This window comes from Thermopirellula anaerolimosa, from assembly GCF_054657335.1.
The window spans coordinates 1-23,014 of sequence record NZ_BAAHYX010000004.1; the positions used below are offsets into that span (position 1 = coordinate 1).

Annotated in this window: 21 protein-coding genes, 1 tRNA gene and 1 pseudogene; 5 read left to right on the forward strand and 18 right to left on the reverse strand. The window is 63.3% G+C overall.

What is annotated here, in order from left to right:
* Positions 1-157: 157 nt before the first annotated feature.
* The 16 genes and pseudogenes from ACYQ6J_RS00625 to ACYQ6J_RS00700 all read right to left on the reverse strand — a co-directional run bounded on the left by ACYQ6J_RS00625 (position 158) and on the right by ACYQ6J_RS00700 (position 13,870).
* A complete protein-coding gene (locus ACYQ6J_RS00625; RefSeq protein WP_460182262.1) occupies positions 158-2,575 on the reverse strand; it encodes a bifunctional DNA primase/polymerase in 2,418 nt (805 codons plus the stop codon).
* On the reverse strand, positions 2,572-2,964 hold the full coding sequence (locus ACYQ6J_RS00630) for a dATP/dGTP diphosphohydrolase domain-containing protein (RefSeq protein WP_460182263.1): 393 nt from the start codon (positions 2,962-2,964) through the stop codon (positions 2,572-2,574). Before ACYQ6J_RS00630 ends, ACYQ6J_RS00625 begins: the two co-directional genes overlap by 4 nt.
* Positions 2,961-3,458: a hypothetical protein gene (locus tag ACYQ6J_RS00635; RefSeq protein ID WP_460182228.1), complete on the reverse strand. Its 498-nt coding sequence runs from the start codon at positions 3,456-3,458 to the stop codon at positions 2,961-2,963. Before ACYQ6J_RS00635 ends, ACYQ6J_RS00630 begins: the two co-directional genes overlap by 4 nt.
* Positions 3,439-5,094, reverse strand: coding sequence for a DNA methyltransferase (locus ACYQ6J_RS00640; RefSeq protein ID WP_460182264.1), 1,656 nt, complete (start codon positions 5,092-5,094; stop codon positions 3,439-3,441). Before ACYQ6J_RS00640 ends, ACYQ6J_RS00635 begins: the two co-directional genes overlap by 20 nt.
* An 80-nt stretch (positions 5,095-5,174) precedes the next feature.
* Positions 5,175-6,467 (reverse strand): DEAD/DEAH box helicase, encoded by a 1,293-nt coding sequence (locus ACYQ6J_RS00645; RefSeq protein WP_460183291.1) that lies wholly within the window; start codon positions 6,465-6,467, stop codon positions 5,175-5,177.
* A 20-nt stretch (positions 6,468-6,487) separates the two neighbouring features.
* Positions 6,488-7,369, reverse strand: coding sequence for a DUF559 domain-containing protein (locus ACYQ6J_RS00650; protein WP_460183292.1), 882 nt, complete (start codon positions 7,367-7,369; stop codon positions 6,488-6,490).
* A gap of 166 nt (positions 7,370-7,535) precedes the next feature.
* Positions 7,536-7,925, reverse strand: a pseudogene (locus ACYQ6J_RS00655) (DEAD/DEAH box helicase); the annotation flags it as partial.
* Positions 7,889-8,278, reverse strand: coding sequence for a RusA family crossover junction endodeoxyribonuclease (locus ACYQ6J_RS00660; RefSeq protein WP_460182225.1), 390 nt, complete (start codon positions 8,276-8,278; stop codon positions 7,889-7,891). The gene ACYQ6J_RS00660 and the pseudogene ACYQ6J_RS00655, both read right to left, overlap by 37 nt.
* Before the next feature lie 269 nt (positions 8,279-8,547).
* On the reverse strand, positions 8,548-9,207 hold the full coding sequence (locus ACYQ6J_RS00665; protein WP_460182224.1) for a hypothetical protein: 660 nt from the start codon (positions 9,205-9,207) through the stop codon (positions 8,548-8,550).
* A gap of 111 nt (positions 9,208-9,318) precedes the next feature.
* Complete coding sequence (locus ACYQ6J_RS00670) at positions 9,319-9,774, reverse strand: DUF669 domain-containing protein (protein WP_460182265.1); 456 nt, start codon at positions 9,772-9,774, stop codon at positions 9,319-9,321.
* Positions 9,775-9,778: 4 nt separating this feature from the next.
* Positions 9,779-10,504, reverse strand: coding sequence for an ATP-binding protein (locus ACYQ6J_RS00675; protein ID WP_460182222.1), 726 nt, complete (start codon positions 10,502-10,504; stop codon positions 9,779-9,781).
* A 224-nt stretch (positions 10,505-10,728) separates the two neighbouring features.
* Complete coding sequence (locus tag ACYQ6J_RS00680; protein ID WP_460182266.1) at positions 10,729-11,529, reverse strand: PD-(D/E)XK nuclease-like domain-containing protein; 801 nt, start codon at positions 11,527-11,529, stop codon at positions 10,729-10,731.
* A gap of 178 nt (positions 11,530-11,707) precedes the next feature.
* On the reverse strand, positions 11,708-12,301 hold the full coding sequence (locus ACYQ6J_RS00685; RefSeq protein ID WP_460182267.1) for a sigma-70 family RNA polymerase sigma factor: 594 nt from the start codon (positions 12,299-12,301) through the stop codon (positions 11,708-11,710).
* Between the two features lie 176 nt (positions 12,302-12,477).
* Positions 12,478-12,630, reverse strand: coding sequence for a hypothetical protein (locus tag ACYQ6J_RS00690; protein WP_460182268.1), 153 nt, complete (start codon positions 12,628-12,630; stop codon positions 12,478-12,480).
* Positions 12,631-12,686: 56 nt separating this feature from the next.
* Positions 12,687-13,268 (reverse strand): hypothetical protein, encoded by a 582-nt coding sequence (locus tag ACYQ6J_RS00695; protein WP_460182269.1) that lies wholly within the window; start codon positions 13,266-13,268, stop codon positions 12,687-12,689.
* Positions 13,269-13,348: 80 nt separating this feature from the next.
* Entirely contained in the window at positions 13,349-13,870 is a 522-nt protein-coding gene (locus ACYQ6J_RS00700) for a hypothetical protein (RefSeq protein ID WP_460182270.1), read from the reverse strand.
* Between ACYQ6J_RS00700 and ACYQ6J_RS00705 the strand changes: the two genes are divergently transcribed.
* From ACYQ6J_RS00705 to ACYQ6J_RS00715, 3 genes are read left to right on the forward strand one after another with little or no spacing between them, the layout of a single operon-like run.
* Positions 13,869-14,369, forward strand: a complete 501-nt coding sequence (locus tag ACYQ6J_RS00705) for a DUF2924 domain-containing protein (RefSeq protein WP_460182271.1) — start codon at positions 13,869-13,871, stop codon at positions 14,367-14,369. The genes ACYQ6J_RS00700 and ACYQ6J_RS00705 overlap by 2 nt on opposite strands.
* On the forward strand, positions 14,366-15,946 hold the full coding sequence (locus tag ACYQ6J_RS00710) for a recombinase family protein (RefSeq protein WP_460182272.1): 1,581 nt from the start codon (positions 14,366-14,368) through the stop codon (positions 15,944-15,946). Before ACYQ6J_RS00705 ends, ACYQ6J_RS00710 begins: the two co-directional genes overlap by 4 nt.
* Positions 15,931-16,401 (forward strand): hypothetical protein, encoded by a 471-nt coding sequence (locus ACYQ6J_RS00715; RefSeq protein WP_460182273.1) that lies wholly within the window; start codon positions 15,931-15,933, stop codon positions 16,399-16,401. The genes ACYQ6J_RS00710 and ACYQ6J_RS00715 overlap by 16 nt, the downstream gene beginning before the upstream one ends.
* A gap of 239 nt (positions 16,402-16,640) precedes the next feature.
* Here the strand turns inward: ACYQ6J_RS00715 and ACYQ6J_RS00720 are convergent.
* Positions 16,641-16,713 (reverse strand) — tRNA-Asn (locus tag ACYQ6J_RS00720).
* An 868-nt stretch (positions 16,714-17,581) separates the two neighbouring features.
* Positions 17,582-20,092, reverse strand: a complete 2,511-nt coding sequence (locus ACYQ6J_RS00725) for an HzsA-related protein (protein ID WP_460182274.1) — start codon at positions 20,090-20,092, stop codon at positions 17,582-17,584.
* A gap of 397 nt (positions 20,093-20,489) precedes the next feature.
* On the opposite strand from ACYQ6J_RS00725, the gene ACYQ6J_RS00730 reads away from it, so the two are divergent.
* Positions 20,490-21,761, forward strand: a complete 1,272-nt coding sequence (locus ACYQ6J_RS00730) for a M16 family metallopeptidase (RefSeq protein ID WP_460182275.1) — start codon at positions 20,490-20,492, stop codon at positions 21,759-21,761.
* Positions 21,733-22,962: a M16 family metallopeptidase gene (locus tag ACYQ6J_RS00735; RefSeq protein ID WP_460182276.1), complete on the forward strand. Its 1,230-nt coding sequence runs from the start codon at positions 21,733-21,735 to the stop codon at positions 22,960-22,962. Before ACYQ6J_RS00730 ends, ACYQ6J_RS00735 begins: the two co-directional genes overlap by 29 nt.
* The last annotated feature ends 52 nt before the right edge of the window (positions 22,963-23,014 follow it).

The following is a 23,014-nucleotide window of genomic DNA, read 5'->3' on the forward strand; positions in this document are numbered from 1 at the left end:
GCACGCCCCGTCGGTGGGGGCTGAGCCAGGAAGGACCCGTTGCCACCACATCACGCCTCGCGCGCGTACACGCGTGCGCACGTCGCGCGTGCAGGGGCGGGATGAGAATATGAGGTAACTGAAAAGAAGAAGTAGTAAGTTGTTTATTATTCATATCTTACGCTTCTCCCAGTTCCCGCATCGGACCAGGCGGCAACCGTGAGGGTACGGCGGCAACTATCCCCTGCGGATCGCCAGTTGCCGCATTTTGATGTGGTAACTGCGGTAACTGCTCACCACCGCTCGGGGCCAGCAAGCGATACCGCACGGCAACGGGACCGCCCACGGGCGTCGAGCCCACGTCGTGCTCGATGCGCCGCTGGCCACGCAGGGCGTTGCGGACCTCCTCGATGTCCTTGTCGCTCCACTTCAGTCGGCGGGACAGCTCCCAGTGCGGCATCCACGCATCCCCGCGCCGCTGCCGCCACAAGGTGAGCACCTCGAGCATCCGCTTGCAGCGGGCGTCGAACTCGCCCTCGGCCACGTGCTGGCCGGCCATGAAGAGCATCCGCCGGGTTTGGTAGTCCACGAACCGCCACGCCCACCGGACGGCCGGCTCGCCGATCCGCATCTGAAGATGGTTCTCGCTCGCCGCGTAGACGAGCGCCAGCTTGCGGGCCTTCTCGTAGGCCCGGGCCCAGATGGCCATGCCCGCCGGGTCGTCCCGGTCCTCGGCCTCGGCGTAGCGGTCGTCGGCCAGCGCGCGGAACTCCTCAAGCGCCGCTTCGGCATCCGGGGTCGCCTCTACGCACACTGGGATGGGATGCCAGTTCTGGAGGTTGCCTTCCCCGGGCCGAAAGTCGGCCCACCAGCGCGCCGTTTGGAGGATGGCCTCTGGGATAGGCCGCGATACCGGCGTCTGGCCCCGGCCCCGCTTGCCTGCCTCCAGGACGATCAGCCGCGCGAAGAAGCCGTTGTTGAGCATGCGGACGCTCAGGGCCTCGTAGTAGTACTTGGGCACGGCCGTGCCGAGCATGCACAGCGACGGCTGGTCGATCACCCCGGGCGATCGTCCGCCGGCCTTGACCCGCATTGGATGGATGGTGCTGCTGGAGGTGTACATCTTCAGCAGCACGTTCATGATGCCCTCGTGCCGTGCGTCGGCAGTTCGGTTGATGGCGTTCATCAGGCCGTCGATCTCGTCGGTCTGGAACAGCACCGATGGCGTGAGGAAGAGGCGGTCCTCGATGCCTTCCCCGGAGGCGAACGCATCGCCCAAACAGTCCTGGAGACCTACCTCGACGCAGATGCGCTGGTTGACCTTGCGGGGCTCGTTCTTGCCCGCGCCGCTATTGGCCAGGGCCAGGACGTAGAGGTTGGTGCGGTTGTCGGCCGCGTCGCGGACCTTGCGTCCGGCCAGGAAGGCTTGGAGGACCAGCGCTGCGGCGAAGGCCAGCGCCGGTTGTGGATATGGCGAGACGGCAAGCGTGTAGTCGGTCACCTGCCGAATGAATCCGGGTACATCCAGAAGGTCGTCGGGCATCGGCCCGGGATCGGGCGTAGTGGGCTCCGCAGGGGGCGGTGGATCGGTTGGGCCGGCAATGCCCGACAGGTTTACCGCCTGCGGCACGCCGGAATCGCTGCCGAAGCCTTGGGCACGCAGGGCGGACGCGGCGGCCGTGTAGTCGCCGCCGTGCTCGAGCAAGGCGTACACGGCAAAGGGCGAGTAGGCCCGCTCGGGCTCGAACGGCGCGGCGCTGGTGGTGAAGCAGTAGAACACGCCGTCCTTCAGTGTGGCTGAGGTGCCGATGGTTTTACCCGGTCGTCGCCAATGCTCGTTCCCGTCGCCGTTGGCTTTGACAAACGTCCAGCCGTGCCGCTGGAGGACCGCTCGGACATCGCCCCGCTGGTTGAAGTCGTCGCCGGGGCGATTGTCGGTGCCGCCGGTGCGAGTGGGCACCGCATCTACCACTGGCGGCCAGTACTCGCCCAGCGACCAAGCCGCCTCCAAAAGCGTCTCCCGCTCGGCCGCGGAGAGCACCGGCAATTCCGCCAGGTCGCCTTGCAGCAACTCGTAGCCCGGCGTCGGGGCGCACAGGAATAGCCCGCCTTCGCCGCGGGTCTCGATCAGCGTGAGCACGACGGACCACTGGCCATCGGCGTCTTGCCGGGGCTTGTAGGCCTTACCGGCGATGGTCACCTCGTCTGGGCCGCCGACAGGCTCGACCCGCTGGGCCAGCTTCAAGTTGCCACACACCATTTCCTGGCAGCGATAGACAACGTGCCATCCGCCCGAAGGCGATTGCTCGATGACCAAACGCTCTGGCAGCGTCGCGTCCACTTCGCGCACCTTGGCGTACCAGGCGTCGAACGCTTCTCCGCCCACGTCGAAGTCGAGTATTTCGAGGTTGCCCGAGACGGCCCCGCAGACCAGACACAGGGCATCGGCGCGGCGGCACCAGGCCGCAAGCTGCGTTTCGCTGGGCCGCGCACGCTGGAACTGCTTCCAGCGCGGCACGGCCGGGCGTTTTTCAGCCCGGACGGCCGGCAGGGCGCACAAGCCCGCTTTCAGGTATCGCAGGGCCGCCTCGATCATCCGCGCTCCTGATTGCGTGCTGGAATGTCGATCATTTCGGGCATCGCTTCCTCGAAGTGGCACACGCCCAGGACGTTCCATGCCGCGTGGGCCAAGTGATCTTCCGAATCGTCGCCCGCTAGGTATAGGTAGATGTGCCGGATGGCGTGATTGAGCATGACGCTGGCCGGGATGCCTTTCTGCCAGTTGTGCTCGCCGTACTTGGCTGCCCCTTCGGCGCAGGTTTCGGCCAGGCGACGTAGGCCGATGGGCGTGATCAAGTCCCAGCGCTCGCCGTCGGCGTCCGTGCCGCGCACCGCGCCGGTGGCGAAGCGGGTGACACCTGATCGCGGCAGAGTGCCCACGCCGTAGACGCTGACGTAGGGTTCTTCATGCTGTTCGGTGCTCATGTGGGGCTCCTGGCCACGACGAAATCAGGAAACACCTCGTCGATCTTGAACACCACGAACCGGGAACTGCCATCGAGGTTCTCTTTCAACTCGCCCGGCCAGTCGTGGTGGGTCGCTTGGTACCACCGCACCCAACGGCGGAAGACGTCCAGGTCCCCCAGAAACCACGCCGCCAGCGCGGTGCCATCCTGGCTAGCGAAACCGTAGAAGAGATAATCCCCCCAGCCGGCGAGCAGTTTGTCGATCTCGGTCGCGACCCCGCTGGGCCGCGAACATCGCAACGTGAATTCATCCCCGTACAGACGCAGGTATTCGTGCTGGCGGACCCGACAGGCGATGCGCATGTCGCCAGCCAGACGCAACGTGATCAAATCCGTGTTGTGGAAGGCGTCCTCGGCCACGTCCGCCTCGGCGATCAGGTGCTCGCCTACGATCCGTTTGATGGCGGGGATGAACCGGTCGGACCAGGCCTTGTCAGACTTCCAGTTCTTCATGACGCCAGTGCTCTTCCGCCAGCCTGTGGACCGCCTCGGTCGCGACCCCATGCCATTGCGGCTCCAGGTCGATTCCGAAGAAGTCGCGCCCTGTCTGGTAGGCTTCCACGATCGTGTTGCCGCTCCCCATGAACGGGTCGACCACGGTCTGGCCAGGCTCGGTCACCGCCTCGATCAGTTGCCGCAGCAGGTCCCGCGGCTTCTCGCAAGGATGCTCACTTGCGGGCGGATCCTTGCCGTAGAGGACGTCGGCCACGCGTTGTTGTAGCCTGGGCTGGCCCTTGACGGCGTGGAGGATGCGTTCATGCTTCGGGGCGAAGCAGCCGGCCAGATCGCCGGTGCCGTGGTTGGGTTTGACCCAAATGAGACTACCTTTGAGGGTGAACCCTGCCTCTTCGAGGACTTGCCGGAACTCGGGCTCGTGACGCCAGCCGGTGAACACCAGGCAGGTGGCGTGGTCGGCCATGCGGGGGTACGCTTTGGCGAGCACGTCTCGAAGCAGGGCCAACGCCTGGTGCTTCTCGTCACCGGCGATCTTGGCCTTCTTGGGGGTCACCACCCGGCGGTGGCTTTGGAACTCCACGCCGTAGGGCGGGTCGGTCAACAGGAGCGAGAACCCCGGGGGCGCTTCGAGGATCAGGTCGCGGGCATCCCCGCAGCGGAGCTTCTTGGTCTGGCTCTCCAGGAAGGCCAACCGTTGTTGTTCCCGTTGGAGCCGCAGGGCCTCCTGCTCTTTGGCGTCGGCTTCGGCCCGCAGCCGGGCGGCTTCCGCTTCCTCTTGGCGACGTTTCCGTTCGACGACCTGCCGCAGGGCGTGGCTGACGGCCGACTCGGTCCGCGCATGCTCGTGGGCCAGGACTGCGACGAACCGCTCCCGCCAGATTCCTTCGGGCAAGGAGTGGTACGCCTCCTCGGCCATTCGGATGAGCGCTTTCCAGCGCCCGGCCGCCTCGCGGACCACGCGGACCGTCGGCCTCTTGCCCGCGGAGGATCCGCGATGCTTGGTGAGGATGTCGTTCACCAACTCGGTTTGGGCCTGCGTGGTAGTCAACCAGGGGGAAAAATATGCGACGTCGCATACGACGGCAGAAATCGCCTCAAGATGCCCTTCATCGAAGAGGCCGTCGCATACAGCCTGTTTTGCAGCTTCTGGTAGTGAGGTGTGCCATCGAATGCGGCGTGAAACTGTGGATTGATCCCACCCTTTCGCGTCAGCGATCCGCTGTTGCGTCCAGCCTTCCTGCGTGGCAAGCCGGTGGCATTCGGCCCACACGTCCAGGAGGCTCACGGGCGTGTGGTATTCGTCGTTCTCATTGTCCTCGTCCGCCTTGCGGCTGATCTGGTCCTCGGAGAGGCCGAGGTGGACAAAGACCGGGACGGTGCGTAGGCCGGCGATTCGGGCCGCCTCCAGGCGCGTGCCGCCAGCGAAGATCTCGTACTGGCCGTTGACTTCCACGCCCCACAGGCTCCGCGTCCGCTCGAACCCGTTGCGCCGAATCCGTTCCGCCAGACGCCGCACCTGTTCCGGGTCGCGTCGCTTCCGTGTGTTGAACCGGCTGTGGACACACCGCTCGATGTCGGCGTCCACCAGCCGTATGGGAACCGTCCCTGTGGTTTCGCCGCATGCAGTAGCCATGTCGGATTCCATTCAGAAAGACCTCTCGCTCGCAACCATGTTTGTAATGGTTTTTGCCTCATTCACGGCCTTGCCTCCATTCAGAACGGAACGCCGTCCAAGTCGTATTCCGTGTTGCCGATGGGCACGGGCTCCGGCTTCGGGCCCAGCGTGTAGCCGACGATGCGGTCGTACTTCTCGCCGGCGATGGAGCGGACCACGATCTTCTCGGTCCACGCCACGCCGCCGCCCTCGGCGATCTCGACGGCCCGCTGGGCCGTGTCGGGTATCGGGTCGGGCGAGCGGCGTCGCCACCACTGCTCAGCCTTCCATCGGGCATAGCCGTTGTGCTCGAAGCACACCCATTCGGAAACGTAGGTGAACTGGCCGATCTGGTAATCCACTCGCATGGTCTTGGGGGCCTCCGGCGGGGCGTCGCGCTTGGTGTGGACGCTGTAGCGGATGTCCAAGACCTCGTACTCGGTGTCCGTCACTTGGCCGGAGAGCACGCCGGCGGTGCCGGCCCGGGCGTCGTGCCTCTGGCGATCAGGCGGCGGGAACTCGTAGCCGCACTCCGGGCAGGTGGCGTAGCCGGCGGCGATGACCGATAGACACTCGGGGCACTCCTTGGCCGGGGCTTCGCCCGTGCCGCGCCCGGGCGCGTCGGGCATCGTGAGTTGATCCACCGGCCCGTGGCGCAGTGCGTTGCCGCCGAAATCCAAGACCAAGGCGTTTTGCTTGCCCGGATGCAGCCGGAACGATCTCCCGACCATCTGGTAGTAGAGCCCCGGCGACATCGTGGGCCGCAGGATGGCCACGCAGTCGATGTTCGGGGCGTCAAAGCCCGTGGTCAGCACGTTGACGTTGACCAGGTATTTCAGCGGGGCCTGCGGCAAGAGGCCCGGAGCCGTCTCTCTGCGGAACCGGGCGATCAATTCCGCCCGCTCGGCGGCCGGCGTCTCGCCATCCAGAAAGCCCACCTCGCATCCCGAAATCTCGGCCAGTACGCGGGCCACGTGCCGCCCGTGGCGCACGCCGGAGGCGAAGACCAGCACGCTTTGGCGGTCGTGCGTGTAGGCGACGATCTCGCCGCAGGCCGCGGCCACGAGCCGGTCGTCGTCCATTAGGTCCTCGACCTCGTCGGCCACGAACTCGCCGCCGCGGACATGGAGCCGCTCGAAATCGGCCTTGTTGATTCCCGCCTTCGTGACCAGCGGGCAGAGATACCCGTCGCGGATCAACTCCCGCACACCCACCTCGTAGCAGATGTGGTTGAGCACGCCCTCCGGCGTACAGATCGGCCCGCTTGACAAGCGGAACGGCGTCGCCGTCAGCCCGATCACACGCAGGTGCGGGTTGACGACCTTCGCCTCGGCCAGGAAGGTGCGGTACATCCCATCGGCCTCGGTGGGGATCAGATGACAGTTGTGTGCAAGAACCCCGCCAGCGTAGTAAGTAGGGTGTCCCGAGACTTGCAGATTGAACACAGCCACAGGGCTTTGGCATTCGATAGCCGTAATACGCACCACCCGTTGCGAAGCAAGACTGCCGTCTTTCGCTTGTCGGCGTTGTGCGTCGCCAGTGTCCGATGCGATATTCCGTCGAGCTCGATGGCGATCTTCTTCTCCAAATGGGCGATGTCGATCTTGAGATTCTTGGGCAGTCCCGGAGGACGCGGATGTCCAACTGAAACCGTCACTTCGGCCTGCCATTCGGGGCCCAGTATCTTGAGAAGCTGAACCTGCGGCGTGGTGAGTCGTCCGTTCCCGCCACGTTCGACGGGCGCATGCCCGATCTCCTTGAGCGTCCGTCGGAGTCGCTCTCGAACTCCCGGAATCCACATCGCATTCTCGACCTTCTTGGCGCAGGAGATCGAGCAGAACCGCTGCCGTCGCCAGTCCTTCTCGCGCATGTAGCTGATTAGCTTGCCCATCGAGTCCAGCTTGATCCAGGGACGGAACTCGCTGCCGCAGCATTGGCATGCTTTCCTGGCGGAGTGAATCCTGACGGACCTCCAAGGTGGCAGCTTCATTGGACGAGAAGGCCGAGGCTTCCGCCTCGATTGTGCGCCGCACTTCGCCGAGCAATACTCCTGGGCATCCCACTCGGTCTCCGACTGACACACCTTCGGGCTGCCGTCGGGGTTGATGTAGATTCTCGGATGCATTACTGTTCCGCAGTGCTTGCACGTCTTTTGGGCTAAAAAGACGCGATCCCACCTCCAGGGCCTTGGCTTCCCGCCATCCCTGTTCGGTGAAGAACGGATGATTGGGTGTGCATCGCAGGGTTCGTCCATCTTCGAACTCCAGTTCAAGCAAGCCGTTCGCCGGTCTGGCAGAGATCGCCTCCACCTCTCCCACACCGAGGGCAGTATGGACGGGCTGACCGATGGACAGGTCTTCGATGGCCGTGTCACCGCGGGGCGTGGAGATCATCGTTCCCGCCGGGAAACACTCATCGACGATCGCCAGATCGAAGGCGTCCAGCTCGCAAGCCCGCTTGTAGACCGATTGGATGCCAGCGACCACGACAGGTTTGTCGGCTTCGCGGCGATTCAGCCCCGCCGAGTAGATGCCGATGGGCACCTCCGGGCACAGCCGCCGAATCTTCTCGGCATTCTGCTCCAAGAGTTCCTTCACGTGGGCCAGCACCAGCACCCGGCCGTTCCACCTGAGCACGGCGTCTTGGACCAACTGAGCGATGACCCAGCTCTTTCCGGCCGCGGTCGGAAGCACCACCGCCGGGTTGTCGTCGCGCGTGCGCAGATGCTCGTAGACGGCCTCGACCGCAGCCTGCTGATAGGGACGAAGCGGCGTCACGTCGGCACCTCCAGCCCGTCGCACAGCACGCACCGCCGCCGGATCGTCACGACGGCTTTGCCCCCTTTCACAACGTCTCGCTTCTCGACCGAGAGCTGTTCAATCAAGCTGTCGTCCGGGTACACGCCTGCATGCTGAAGCGCATCGAGCAGCGCCTTCAGGGCGTTGTCCAAGTCGCGTCGCCGGCGATCGGGCGGATACAGCGAGACTTCCACACGGAGCGGACCGGTCAAGGGCAGTCGGTCTGCCGCATGGTCGATCCGCCGCACGGCGGTCGCCACGTCGCGGCGATACGCCCGTCCCTGACGGCTGATCAGGGTCCGCGGCCCAACTCGTCGCCAGTAATGATTGACGGACGGCGGGTAGGACAGCTCCACCGTAAGCATGCTCTTCCTTTCTTCGTGCGGAGGTGCAGGCGTGCGTCTCGCAGGGGACCGGCAGTCGCCGGTGCGTGTCCTGCAAGTCGCGGGGACGATCGTTTCGCCTTCGCCTTTCCTTTTCGGCTCCACCGGGGCGCTGACCTGTCGTCGCCGCTCCACCGCGCCGGCTCGCACGCACGCCTATGACCTCCTCGTTTCTGCCACGCCACGCCGAACCGTGCCAAACCTCGCCTGTCCAAGCCGTGCCAAGGCCCGCCATGCCCGGCCATGCCCTGTCATTGCGCGTCCAACAGATCGAATCGCATTACTTGGAACCGGCCGTAGGTGGGCCGGAAGTCGCCCACGCCGATCAACCGCCCGGCATCCGTCAGCAGGCCATGCAGCATCTCCAGCGAGACGTATTCCGGCAGATTCACCAGAAGCACGAAGGACGCCGACCAGCCGGCGCCGAGGGCCGGCCGCACGCGGGTCACTCCGTTGCGCTGCACCTGCACGCGGCACCGATGCTCGTAGTCCCACGCCTTCACTCCCAGAGTGGCCAACGGCGTCAGGCTGACGATGGCAGCCTTCACCAAGTCCATCGCGCTTTTGCGTGGCGAGCGGGGGTCCTGCCGGTACTTGGCGGCAGCAATGATCGCCTGCCGCAGGTACTCCCCGGGGAGGCACAGTTCCCCCGCATCGTTGCGGTAGACGTAGGATTCCAGATCGTCGGCCTTCTTGGCTGCCGAACCCTTGGCCGCCTTCGCCTTGGCCTCGACCGCTTCGCAGTTCCAACGGTGGAATAGCACGTCGGCCTCGCCGCGGACCGTAACCTCGACGCGATAAGGCAACGAAAGCGCGATGGTGCCGCAGGCGCCATTGGTCGCCTCGGGCCCGATGGATTTGGGTTTGCCGTTTCCGTTGTGCATACGTTCCCCTTGCGAATGAAAAGCCATGCCACGCCTTGCCTTGCCCAGCCGCACCACGCCCGACCACGCCACGCCAAACCGGACCAGGCCTTGCCTGCCCAGGCCTCGCCACGCCCAGCCTTGCTGCGCCCCGTGCTATCACGGCCTCCGCCACGGCGGTGTGCTCGTCTGGGCCTGCTGCGGTCGGCCGGTCACGGCGTCTCGCTTCTCGTAGCCTTTGATGACGTTGACGACCTCGTCGGTGTCCCTACGGCGCTTACAGGTCACCCGGACCGTCAGAGGGACGCCATGTAGCTCGCAACTGTCTCGTGGAGTCAAAACGCCGGCTGCCCGGCAGATCGCCGACAGTTCAGCCCGGGCGATCTTCACCGCCAGTTCGTTGGGGTTGTCCAGGTTGAGCCGCGCCCAGAGCTGCCGGCCCTTGTACTCGCCCTCGAGGATCGTGAAGACCAGCTCCAGGTAGCTGCCGGTACCCGCCTTGTTCGGCTTCATCTCCGAGGCGGTGATCATCGCCAGGTATTTTCCGGCGGGGATGGGATCGAACGTGGTGGTGGGCTCCACCTGTGAAGCATCGAATCCAGCTAGATTGGCCATACTTTCAGGCTCCTTGGGGCTTGAGGTTGTGGTTGCTGATCGCCGCGACGAAGGCCGGCCAGGACAAGGGCAAGCTCTCCGCGATGCCATAGCGGTTCTTGGCCACCAGTTGCGGCGTCTCGTAGAGGACGAGTTCCCGCTCCTGCCCCACCAGGCGAATCGCCCCCACGAAGTCCGACCACTCGATCATCGTGTTGGCCAGGTCGGGGTGAATCTCCGGGGCGGACTTCTCCAGTTCGATCCCGTCGATCGTGGTAATCGAGCGGCGGGCGGCATGGGCCAAAAGCAGCACAGCCACGCCCGCGTTGACCAGCCGATCCAGCACCGGAAGCAGGTACTGGTAGACGTAGTTCTTCAAGACTTGCCGGCCGTTGCCGTAGCCGCCGTGCGAGCGGTTGAGAGTCTGCTTCATTCCGGCGGGCGTGCCGTCCACCCCGGCCACGTGCTCCTCGATCCGCCGCAAGAGCCAGTCGATCGAGTCGATCACCACGGTCTGGTACTCGTGGCCGCCGGCGGCTAGGCCGTCGAGCCAGGGCTCGATCTCCGGCCATGTGGCCAGATACGGCGTGCGGTGGCACTGCACATGGGCCGCGCCGTTTTCGCAATCGACGATGAGCGGCCGATCGGCCGAGGCCCCATAGGTCGTCTTGCCCGAACCGGGCGGTCCGAAAACGATGCCCTTCGGGGCGCGGAGGTGGGATTGGGTCAGGACGGTATCGGGTAAGGCCATAACGAATCTCTCCCGTGCAAAGGGAATCTCGAAGCTCAAAAAGGGCCGGTCGCCTTCGGGTGCACGCAGCGATCCTCATCCATGACATGCCTACGTGGCTTCAAAAGACCCGACAGGCGACCGGCGGTCATGCGGGCAGCCAAGCCATGCCATACCCAGCCTCGCCAAGCCACGCCCGGCCCAGCCTCGCCTCGCCTAGCCCCACCGTGCCAGGTCCAGACGTGTCAAATCGAGTCGAAAAGCCGAAGGGATTCATAACCTGTCTGCCATGTATCGCTGGCCATACACCGCCGCAAACGTTCGATGGCTGCCTCGTTGTCGCGCCGCGCCTGGGCCAGGACATCCTCGTGGACCCGCCAGACGCCCGAGCGGTACGGCTCCTTCTTCTCCACAGCGATGAAGTAGACCGGCATAGGCAAGGCGATCGTTTGCGAGAGCACGGCCTGGTAGAACCCCACCTGGTGGACGTATCCGTAGCGCCGGGCGTCGGCCTCGAACCAGTCCAGGTCGTCGCAGGTCTTCAGGTCCACGATCCCCCGAAGCGGGTCGAACCAGTCCATGCGGATCTGGCACGGCATCTGGCAGTACTCGGCACGCACGACGCCCTCAGGAACGCCTTCCGAAAGCAGGTCGCAGGCCAATTGGTGCCCACGAACCCCTTCGGCCATGCGCTCGACCAAGTCATGCTGCTGCACGGTGAGCACAGGCTTGCCCTGCTGAGCGGCCCACTCGGCAAACGCCTTGGTATTGGAACCGTAGGGTTCGCCGGTCTTCGGATTGACGGGCCCGCCGACGGCGTACTGCTCCTCAAAGGCGTCCCTGCCTTCCAGCACCAGCGTGTGCAGCGCCCGGCCCACCAGGTATGCCGGCCGGTCCTCGTCCTCGATCAGGCCCAGCTTCTTCTTGCGGTACAGCACCGGGCATCGGCGGAAGTCGGCAAGCTGGTGGCTCGTGAGGTACTCTCGTGCCTTTTCTTGATAGGTCGCGTGCGACTCGCGGAGGATCGGATCGGCGATCGCGCTCATGCGGCGGCTTTCGTTTTCGTCCAAGGGGGTGTCGTGGCGCGGAAGTGCGCGGCCTCGCGCGCTGGCCGTTGGGGCCACCCGTCAGGCCTGGCACGGAGATGAACCGGCCAGCCGAAGGTCTCAAGCGGCGCGGCCTCTACTAGTAGACCTACCGGCTGGCCGGCCGAACTGTCGCAAATCACGCCAAATAATCCCGCAGGTCCGACCGCTCGAAGCGCTCGCGGATGTCCTCAAGCAGCCCGTACAGGGCGGACCGCGAGATGCCCAACTCCCGGGCGATCGACGCCTTCGACTGGCCGGCCATCAGACGCCGGCAGATTTCTTGCAGGCGGTCAGGCAGCGTCTGAAGCACGGTGGCAACATCCTGGACCAGCTCGGCAGTTCCTTGGGCGGATCGCGGCCAGTGGCCGGTCCGCTTGCCCGGCTGGGTGTCGGGGAGGGTTTCGCCGAACTCGGTGCGACTGCCCTCCCCGTCCTGGATGGGACGGTCGAGCGATCCTTCCTCCCGCTCGGGCGAGCGCATCTCGGCCTGCCGACGCTCCAGAATCGTGGCCAGACAGTTCTCGCACACGACGACCACGAACGCTTCCCAGGTTCCCTCGCCGGGATCGAAGTTCTTGCGCCGCTCGATCAGGTCGAGCGCGAACTCCTGAAGCAGATCCTCACGATCGGCCTCGGTGAAACCAGCCCGGCCGATCAGACCGCGGACCTTGCTGCGCATGAAACGAACCGTAAACTCGTCGAAGCAATCGAGATGATGCTTGCGTGCCATAGGAAGCTCCTTCTCGGACCGCCGAGGAGGGCGTGCGGGTGGTCGCCAAGCACCGGCAAGAAAGCAGCACGAGCGGAAACGTGCGGGGGCGCCATCGGTTGGCGACTCCCACAACGCCTCCGCTCGTGCGGTCGGTCGGTTGTCCGGAATCGAATGGGGTTACGAAGAGAGAACCATTACACCTGTTCGCGGATTTCCAAGGCCACCGGCAGGCCGTCGTGGACCTTGATCGTGTCGATCACGCCCGTGCCGATGGCCGCCAGCGTTTCGACCAGCGCGATCTCGGCGGGCTTCAAAGGGCGTTGGGCGCCGGCGCGTTCGGGGCGCATGGGCCCGACCTCGGCAAGCCGGACCGCGCGAACTGCCATGGCCTCAATGCGGCAACCTATCGCACACCCTGCGAAGGACCGATGCCCAGATGTTTGCGGATATCATCCGCTTTGCCCCAAAGCTCATTCACAGCAAGGCCTTTTCCAAGAATGCGAATGCGCCAGTCCCCTGGAATCTGGCAACCGCTGTTGCTGGACATCCCAATGATAGCAATGAGCAGAGCGTAAATCATCAGAACGGGGATATAGAAATGCCCGTCTCTTTCACCGTAGAACGCCTCTTCGGCAAACATCACATTCCCTGGGAGCGACGCTTCGTGCAGTAAAGTGCAGCGAAGGGTCTCATAGATTATTCCTTCGAGAGCCTCTAACTGGTTTGACGATCCTGGTGTTTTGAGGTGCAATTTCGATCCGGGAGCCGAGTAGATTGCCCCACCAAAGCCGACCGCAGTGATAATGTCGAGGTTACGATTCACGAAGGCCTCGCATCGTTTCCGGGTATTTCCCTTTGTTGCCAAGTGCGGAAATTCTCTTCGCGCAGTGGCGTCCAAGGCGATGCAAACGGCGATCATCGCCGATTCGTAATCCTTCTCTGCCAGATGGCGAACAGCTTCGGCCACACGGGACGCGATGGACATTTTGTGCGCTCCAGCAATCACGGTAACAGTTGGCCAGCCCCCAATCCGGTGCCTTGGGATGCCAGCGTTAGGAAGTCATTCTATGGGGCAGATCGACATTCGTCACCGTGTTCGCGTGCCTCAGCTCGGAAAGCCTTCCTCGCTTCCCGCCACATGCGCCGCTGGCGCTGCCAATCCGGCTCGGCGGCGATGGGCAAGAGGTCGCGCAGCACGAGCGGGTCGCGGCCGCGCTGGACGGGAGGCAGAAACAGCAACTCCTCCTTGATATCCGGGGCCAGGCCCAAGAGGTCCATGATCTGCGTGACCCGCGCCCGCATGACATGCCATGAGCCGGGCCAACTCGGCCTGGTCCGCCACGTCGTCACGACGTAGGCGCGCAGCGAACTCCCGGCCCAAGGGCCGCTCTGCCAGATCGCCCGCGTTCTGGCTGCCGGGGTGCTTCGCTTGCGCAAGTGCGGGGCCAGTCTTGCCGAGATCAGCAGGCCGGGACCGAAGCCTACCCCAGAATCCGGCCGCCAGGGCCTTGAGTTTTCCAACGAACTGAGGCTCAGTAACCGTGCTGGTTGACGGCTCCTGCGTCCCCAAGAATGGAGAAACGGCATGGCATTGAATATCGAAAGAGAACTCGCCGCGATGGCGCGGATGACGCCCAAAGAGCTCCAGGAGAAGTACGCGCAAGTTTTCGGCTACCAGCCCCGCAGCCGCAACAAGCAGTGGATGCTGAAGCGCATCGCCTGGCGGTTGCAAGCCAACCAGGAAGGCGATCTGTCCGAGCGGGCCCGGCGCCGGGCCACGGAACTGGCCAACGACGCCGACCTACGGCTGACGGCACCGCGCTTGCGAAAACGTTCTCCGGATGGGCAGGACCGGACCGTGACCCTGCCGGCCCGCTTTTCGGGCCCCGCGTGCCTGCCGCCGGCCGGCACGATCCTCACGCGGCAGTACAAGGGGCGCGTGCTCCAGGTCAGAGTCCTCCCGGACGCGTTCGAGTACGAGGGCCAGGTGTACAAGTCGCTCACCGCCGTAGCCCGGGCGATCACGGGCGTCCACTGGAACGGCTACCACTTCTTCGGGCTTACAAGGCGGGGAGATGCCCAATGAGCCGGACGATGGCAGCCGCGGCAACCCCGTCGCCACCGGCCGTCCGCTGCGCGATCTATACCCGCAAGAGCACGGAAGAAGGGCTGGACCAGGACTTCAACTCCCTGGACGCCCAGCGGGAGTCCGCCGAGGCCTTTATCGCCAGCCAGCAGCACGAGGGCTGGCAGTGCCTGCCGGACCGCTACGACGACGGCGGCTACTCGGGCGGCACCATGGAGCGGCCGGCCCTCAAACGCCTCTTGGCCGATATCGAAGCGGCCAAGGTCGATTGCGTGGTGGTCTACAAGGTCGACCGGCTCAGCCGGTCGCTTCTGGATTTCGCCAGGATTCTGGAGACGTTCGAGCGGCACAAGGTCTCGTTCGTCTCGGTCACCCAGCAGTTCAACACGGCGACGTCGATGGGCCGGCTGGTGCTCAACGTGCTCTTGTCCTTCGCCCAGTTCGAGCGGGAGATGATCAGCGAGCGGACCCGCGACAAAATGGCCGCGGCCCGGCGCAAGGGAAAGTACGTCGGCGGCCGGCCGATCCTCGGCTACGACGTGGTGGACACGAAGCTGGTGGTCAATGAAGACGAGGCCGAGCGCGTGCGGCAGGTCTTCGAGCTGTATTTGCAGCACCAATCCCTGCTTCCGGTCGTGAAGGAACTGGGCCGCCGCGGCTGGACCACCAAGCGCTGGACCAGCAAGAGGGGCACGGCCCGTGGCGGTCAGCCGCTGACCAAGAATCGCCTGTACCAGTTGCTCACCAACGTGGCCTACATGGGCAAGGTCCGGTACAAGGGCCAGCTTCACCAGGGCGAGCACCAGGCCATCGTCGATCAGGAGGTCTTCCGGCAAGTCCAGGCAGCCTTGAAGCGGAATGGCCGGGGAGGCGGCGTGCGGAATAAGCACGGGGCGCTGTTGCGGGGGCTGCTTCGGTGTGCATCATGCGGGTGTGGCATGGCCCCGACGTACACGACTAAGGGCCAGCGGCGCTATCGATACTACGTCTGCATGCAGGCCCAGCAGCAGGGGTGGCAGACCTGCCCGGCGCCGTCGGTCCCTGCCGGCCAGATCGAAGCTTTCATCGTCGACGAGATCAAGTGCATCGGCCGGGACCCGGAGCTGGTGGCCGCGACGTTGGCCGAGACACAGCGCCAGGCGGAGGAATCGCTCAAATGCTTGGAGAGCCAGCGCGAAGCCTTGAAGCGCCAACGCCGCGACGACGAGGGCCTGCTGCGGCGTCTGGCCGCCTCGCCCGGAAATAACGGCGATCGCCTCGCCCGCCTGGCCGAGGTGCAGGAACGCTTGCGGCTTGCCGAACAGCGGCTGGTTGAGATCGATGAACAACTGGCAGCGCTGTCGGGCAATCTCGTGGACGAACAAGAGGTGGCCAAGGCCCTGGCCGAGTTCGACCAGATGTGGAGTGTGCTGGCCCCGGCCGAGCAGGCCCGGGTTCTCAACCTGCTCATCGAGCGGATCGACTACGACGGCCCGGCCGGGAATGTGTCGATCACGTTTCGCCCCACCGGGATCAATTCGCTGGCCGCAGAACTCGGCGTTTGCAGCCAGGAGGAGACCGCATGCCCCAGAAACTGACCGTTGCCCGTCCGTTCCATGTCCGCCGCGGGAAATATGGCCGCAAAGACCTTTGCCAAGGCGAGGCTGCCCCGACGCCCCCTGCCGGCCGCGCGCCCCGCGTTGCACGGCTTATGGCCCTGGCCATCCGCTTCGACGGGCTCATCCGCCAGGGGGTGGTGAAGCACCAGGCAGAGCTGGCCCGCTTGGGCCACGTGAGCCGAGCAAGGCTGACGCAGATCATGAACCTGCTCTGCCTGGCCCCCGATATCCAAGAGGCGGTGCTGTATCTACCTTGCACCCATCGCGGGCGTGATGTGATCACCGAACGTCATCTTCGTGAACTCGCCGCCGTCCCGGATTGGCAAACGCAGCGCAGGCTGTGGCAGGAACTTGTCGTTCGAACAACGTTGGCCTCAGGGTCCGAACCGAACCTAGTTGTAAACCAAGACGGGCCGGCCGGGCGGAGAGTCTGAGAGTTCGCGGCAAGTTCGGTTCGGGGTGCGATCGAAACCTGGCAGGTTCGGCTCGCTGCCCGAGCGGAACTAAGCGAACCGGAGAGTCGTTGGTTAACGCAGATCGAAAGGCCCTGGTCGTCGTAACGCCTTCGGCCGAAAAGAGTTACGCAAGCGCATGAAAAAACGCCGAAGCGACCCGCGCCCCGGCGTAGAGAGTCAACCGCCCGAGCAGCCCCTTTCCGCTACTTGATCGAAGGCTCCCCGGCCAGGGCTCGAACCTGGGACCTAGCGGTTAACAGCCGCTCGCTCTACCTACTGAGCTACCGGGGAAAAACTTTGGCAACTAGCGGTCTGGATTACGGCCTGAAAAACCCACCAAGAACCAATTGTGAACGATCCCAGACAGCTAGACCTCTGCGCGGGAAAGATCACAACAGACGGGGTTCTTCCGACCTCACTCATTGCCTAAACCAGGCAATGGATCGCCGTCGCAGTGTAAGACCCCATATTACCCGTTACGGCGATCCTCTTCAAGAGAGGCACGCACTGGCTGTTACCCATCAATTGGAAGTGTCCGCGTATTCTCATGGATGGAAATTAACGTCGAATGGGGGATCATTCTCCCACCCACATTGGTCTTACCAGATTCGAACTCGCTCCGCTCGTCTTCCTGTACAACCCAAAAGAAACGCCCGCCTTAGGGTGTGAACCGTTATGGTCCGATCCCCCCATAAAGAAGGTGTTAGCGAGATCGCAATTCTTTTCACGGCTCAGCGTACATGACCCATCCATGGGGGCGGCGGATGATTGCTCGCGGCGTGACGAAGGCGAGACGTGCTCCTCGGAGAATTAACGCGTGGCTAAGAGCATGTCTTCAAGTCGGGCCGCACACTTCCCCCCTCTGCGAGTAGGTTAGGGTGAGGGCGGCGTGGTCAAGAAACAGCACATTCCTCTTGCCTCAACCACAACGGTCACCTTTATTGGGTGGCTCAACCGCCACCCTCTTCTGAAGGGAAACTGGGCCATTTGAAGACACGCTCCAAGGTACAAAACCTAATCCCGCGGGATTTAGTCCGCAAAACGATGTTCTATTGAGCCCGTTCCGGAGGGGGCGAGTTTCAGCAGGTACAGATCACAAATTCCGGCCTCGGCAACCGAGGAGGGGGCCGATTTCGACACCGCGAACGCGACACGACCGTCAACGCAGGGGAGGGAGCGGGACGCTTTCGCCCGCAAGCTGGCGACCTTGGTCCCGGCGGTCATAGGTCCCATAGAAAGGGACGTTGGCATCCATCCAGAGGGCGAGGCAGCGACGCTCGGCATCGGAAAGCTGAATGACTTGCTGATGATTCTCGTCGGCTAAGACCCGCCACAAGGGGCTTTCGTCGGCCCCCATCCGACCCGGTTGCGTGACGATTTCACTGATCGTAGATCCGCCCCATTCGTACCAACGGAGATAGGGGCGAAGGTTTTGGTAGGACGCGATGAAAGGCGCGGCGGGTCGAGACGTCAGGGCTGGCGGAACGGTATTGCCTGCGTCTTGTTCACCGTGGCACGACGTGCAACGGCGGTCCAAGATCGGCTGAATCAGCCGCACAAAGCTGAAGGGGTTGGTGCCGTCGGGACCGGATTCCAGTCGCGATGGCGGTCGACGCACGGCGAGGGCCCGCCCCGGCGGAACGGAGCTACCAGGCGGTTCGTGGCATCCGATGCAGGCGCGGCGTTCGCCGCGCTGGAGATAGGTGGCGGATCGCATGCCCTGCACCGCGTGTCCGCGTTCGTCCACGATCTGAAAGTAGAGAGGGCGTTCGGCCGGCACCCGAAAATAGGCGGAACCGTCCGCTTCCACCGGCACGGAGCCCAGATAAGCTCGGACGTTTTCTGCGCTCGCGTGGCCGATTCGGGGATCGTTGACGGGATGCGTCGCCTTGGGCAATAGCTGGAAAACACGAAGCTCCTTGATCGGACGATCCTCCGGCAAGGGATACAGGCTGCGACGCACGTCGTACACAATCAACTCCGCCTCGTCGCCAAGCTCGTCCCTATCCGTCTCTTCCAACGACGCCGGTGCGGTACGGGGAGCAACCGGGATCGGGTCGAGGCAAGCCCAACCGGGATCGCGATACAGGAGTTCGAGGTTTCCAAAGCGGTCGAAGTAATAGATGCCCGGTCCCTCTTCGCGACGCACGCCGGAACCCATGCCGGGAACCGGTTCGTAGCCGAAACCGATTAAGTAATAGTCTTCCGACAACGGCCACGGGCCGACTACGTGACCGGGCGACCATTGGTCGGGAGCCTCCGGAAAGGCGATTTCCGGCGTCAGCACTTCCAGGCAGTCAAAACGGTCCTCGCCCGTCGTGGGATCGAGCGCGACTTTGTCCGGATCGAGAAGCACCAAAGATCCGCCTACAACCGCATGGTGGGCCCCCGCGATGAATGCGATCTTGTGCGATCCCGGTACGGCGCGAGGTTGATAGCATGCGCTGATCCGCATGGTGTAGTTCCCAAACAGGGACCGCGGATTGGTCCCATCGGGATTGGTGGTCCACAGCCCGTGAAAATTAGCAGCCGAACGATCCACGTAGTCCCAACGGGAATAGATGATCCGCCCATCGCAAAGAACGGAAGGATGCCATTCGTTGGTTTCGTGGAACGAGATGGTACGAACATTCCCTGATTGCCCGTCGAGGTGATGCAACGTGTAGGTGGGAATCGGCTCCCAAGGGTTGTTGCAGCGACAGAATCCACCGCGCCGGGAGGAGACGAAAACCACGTCGCCGTTGGGCAGCGGACACGGGTTGGTATCGTCTTCGCCGCCGTCCGTCAGTTGCCGCAGCGTACCGCCGTCCAAATCCAAGGCATAGAGTTTGAACGTGGTCCGTCCGGGACCGAAGAAGTCGAATTCCGGCGGCATGGGACCGGCGGTAAGCACGCTCCAATCGGGAGCCAATCGGCGTTTTCGGTCCCCCTCGGGAATGGGCGCAAAGGCAAAGTAGGCTGTACGTCCGTCGTACGATAATGCCAGTGTTTGGTAGGTACCCCGAGGGAGTTTGCCTTCCGTGAGACACTTGGTCTCCAAGGATCGGCCGGGATGGGGCAACAGAAACACGCCTGCTCCCGTCAAATCGGCCGCGTTATAAAAGTAACCGACGTATTCGTGAAGCATCTGACACAGGAACCGTCGCGTCTTGATAAACACCACGGGACGTCCCTGAATCAGTGGATTGGCCAAGGCGACCCGACGGAGGAACCAACGGATTTCAAAATACTTTTCCAGTCGCTTTTCCGGTGCTGCCTCCCAGTCGACCGTCGCCTTAAGGGAACGCCATTTCTCCAGCAAGAGGCCGTAATCGGATTCTCGAAAGGAACCCTGGCTTTGCGCAGCGTGGATTAGCTCTTGCCCCCGCTGAAGTGCGGCTTCCAACGCCTCACGACTATCGGCCGACCGTCCTCTCCATTTCTCCTGTCGAATCCAATCCTCTTCAACGGCCTTACGCAAATCGGCCTCTTCCAGCGTTTCCAGCACCGAAGATACATCGGCGTAAGATCGGGAATCCGATACCAATGCCCCGGTGATGGACGAGTCCGTCGCCCCGGCCGACGGCGAAAGAGGAGCGGATTGTTCCGCCGGCACCGACGCGGCGAGGAACAACGCGGCGACTTGGAGCGGTAAAAGGAGTCCGTAAGCCGCGAAAGACGAGAATCTCATCGCTGAGGCTCCGCACGGAAAACCAGGTTTTTTCGCCCAATCAGCGGAAAAAACATTACGCAAAGCGGCAATTGGCGAGGTCGTGCCGTGTCCTGCGGATCTGTGAACCCCGAGACTTTGGATCGGCTTCGACCGGCTGACATTTCTTGATAAAGCCGCCTCGCGACTGCACGGATTCTACGTGTCGGCCGTCTCGCTTGCAACAAGAAACGGACCGCCGTGACGTGCGGCTTGGGTAGCTTCGGGAAGGATGCGTTCATGCAAGTTCTCGAGACACCCTGGCCCGTTTACAGACCAGCCTCGCGTCCGTATTCTGAAGTTTCAGCCGTCCGAGGTCGCACGAACGCGGTCCGGCGAGTCTCTCAACGATCCGTTATCTAGTCGGAGAAGGAGTCCGGTGATTTCCTCATCTGATCTAGGCACCCTTGTTCATCGCTACACGAATGGATTGACTTTGCTGGGGGAGCCGATGCCTTGGGTGGAGTCGGCGGCCTTCACGATCGCCGTACCCGCCGGCAGCGGTTGGGACCCGGTCGATCGTTCCGGTCTCGCCTCGGTTACGTGCGAAATGTGCTTGCGCGGTGCCGGCGACCGCGATAATCGCCGTTTCATCAGTGACCTGGAATCGCTGGGGGTGGAGTGGAGCGAGGCGGTAGGCACGTTCCACATCCGCTTCACCGGGGCCTGTGCGGCCGATGTCCTTCCGCAGGCGCTCCAGATTTTTTCGGACGTTCTTCGGCGTCCGCGATTGCCGAAGGAAGAATTGGAAAACGCCCGGCAAGGTCTGTTGCAGGATATCCTCTCCGTGGAGGACGACCCGGCGGATTTGGCACGCCGCGAGTTGCGACGCCGATTCTTCCCCATTCCCTTCAATCGCCCGAACGAGGGCGAAGTGGATCATGTCCGGGCCGTAACTTTGGCGGAAGTGCGCGACCATTTTGAGCGGCATTTCCGGCCCAACGGTACGATCTTAGGCGTCGCCGGAAAGTTCGATTGGGATCAATTGCGCGACCGCGTCGGTGATTGGCTCGCCGATTGGCAGAGTCGGGAGCCTCTTGCCGTCGTCGCGACACCGCAAGAAGCCGTCGTGGCCCATGTCGAGTATCCGTCTCAGCAAACTCACATCGCGGTGGCGTACCCCAGCGTCGCCTACGATCACGCGCAGTATTTCGAGGCTGTCGGCGCCGTGGGAGTGTTGAGCGGCGGCATGAGCGCCCGCCTGTTTACCGAAATCCGAGACAAGAGAGGATTGTGCTACAGCGTGCATGCGTCGCACCGGGTACGTCCCGGAATGGGAGCCGTCCTCTGTTACTCCGGAACGACCGCCGAACGGGCTCAAGAGACGTTGAACGTCCTGCTGCGCGAATTGGTTCGGCTGAAGGACGGCGTTTTGGAGGAGGAATTGGATCGTCTCAAGTCGCAGTTTCGAACCGGTCTTGTCATGCACCAGGAATCCAGCGCAGCACGCAGCGCGGCCGTTGTGACCGATTGGCACTTGCTGGGCCGAACGCGTCCTCTGGCCGAGATCGACCGTCGCATTCGCGGGCTGACGACGACCACCCTCAATCAGTTCCTGCGAAAGAATCCCCCACGGTCCTTTACCATCGTTACCGTCGGACCGCAGCCTTTGGAGGTGCCGCGTGACGTGCTTGAAGCACACGCTACCTAACGGTTTGCAACTGATCGCCGAGTGCTATCCGGAAGCCTACACGTTGGGGATCGGCTTTTTCGTCCGCGCCGGATCGCGTGACGAACCCGCGGAATCGGCGGGCGTCAGCCATTTCTTGGAGCATATGGCGTTCAAGGGCACGCCGACGATGACGGCGGAAGAAGTCAATTTGGCCTTCGATCGCATCGGAGCGGCGTACAACGCATTCACCAGCGAGGACGCGACCGTCTATTTCGCCGCGGTCTTGCCCGAGTTCCAAGAGGCCGCGTGCCGCCTTCTGGCCGAGTTGATGCGCCCGGTCTTTCCCACGGATGAGTTCGACCGCGAGAAGCAGGTGATTCTGGAAGAGATCCGCATGTATTTGGACGAACCGCCGTTCGGCGCCGACGATTTATGCCGCGCAAGATACTTCGCCCAGCATCCCCTCGGCCGCAGCGTTCTAGGCACGCCCGAAAGCGTAGGGGCGCTCACCGTGGAGCAAATGCGCGCGTATCATCAGCGGCTATACGCCCCAAACAACATGGTACTAGCCGCGGCAGGACGCGTCGATTTCGACGCCCTCGTGCGTCAGGCCGAAACCTTTTGCAGCGAATGGGAGCCATGGGATACCGATCGCATGCTGTATCCATTGGAACCGGCCTACGGGTTTCACGTCTCCCCCAAACCTTCGGCGTCGCACGAATATCTGATCCAATTGTCAGAGGGACCGACCGGGTATAGCGAAGAGCGTTTCGCGGCGCATCTCCTGGCGGGCATCGTCGGCGATGATTCCGGCAGCAGATTGTTTTGGGAATTCGTGGACTCCGGGATGGCGGAATCGGCTTCGCTCACGTTTTCCGAACACGAGGACGCCGGAGTGTTCGGGCTGATGCTGAGTTGCAGCGAGGATTTGTTTTCCGAGAACCTCAAGCGATTGCAGAATGTGATTCGCGTTTTGGAAAGTGACGGGATCACCGAAGAGGAACTGCAACGCGCCAAACGCAAGATATTCACGCGGACGGTGCTGGCCGGGGAGCGTCCGCGAAATCGTTTGTTCAGCCTCGGTTTGAAGTGGCTGCTCTTTCAGTCCTACCAAACCGTCAAGGAAAAGCTTAGATTGGTGGAGGCGGTGACGCTGGAGGATGTGAACCGTCTCATTCAGCGCTATCCGTTTTCGTGTCACGCCTCCGTGGCGGTGGGACCGTGGGAGGCAAACGATTGAAAGACTCGCAGCCTAGCGCGACAAGAATGGCCCCGCGTCACCGCTCTCGAAC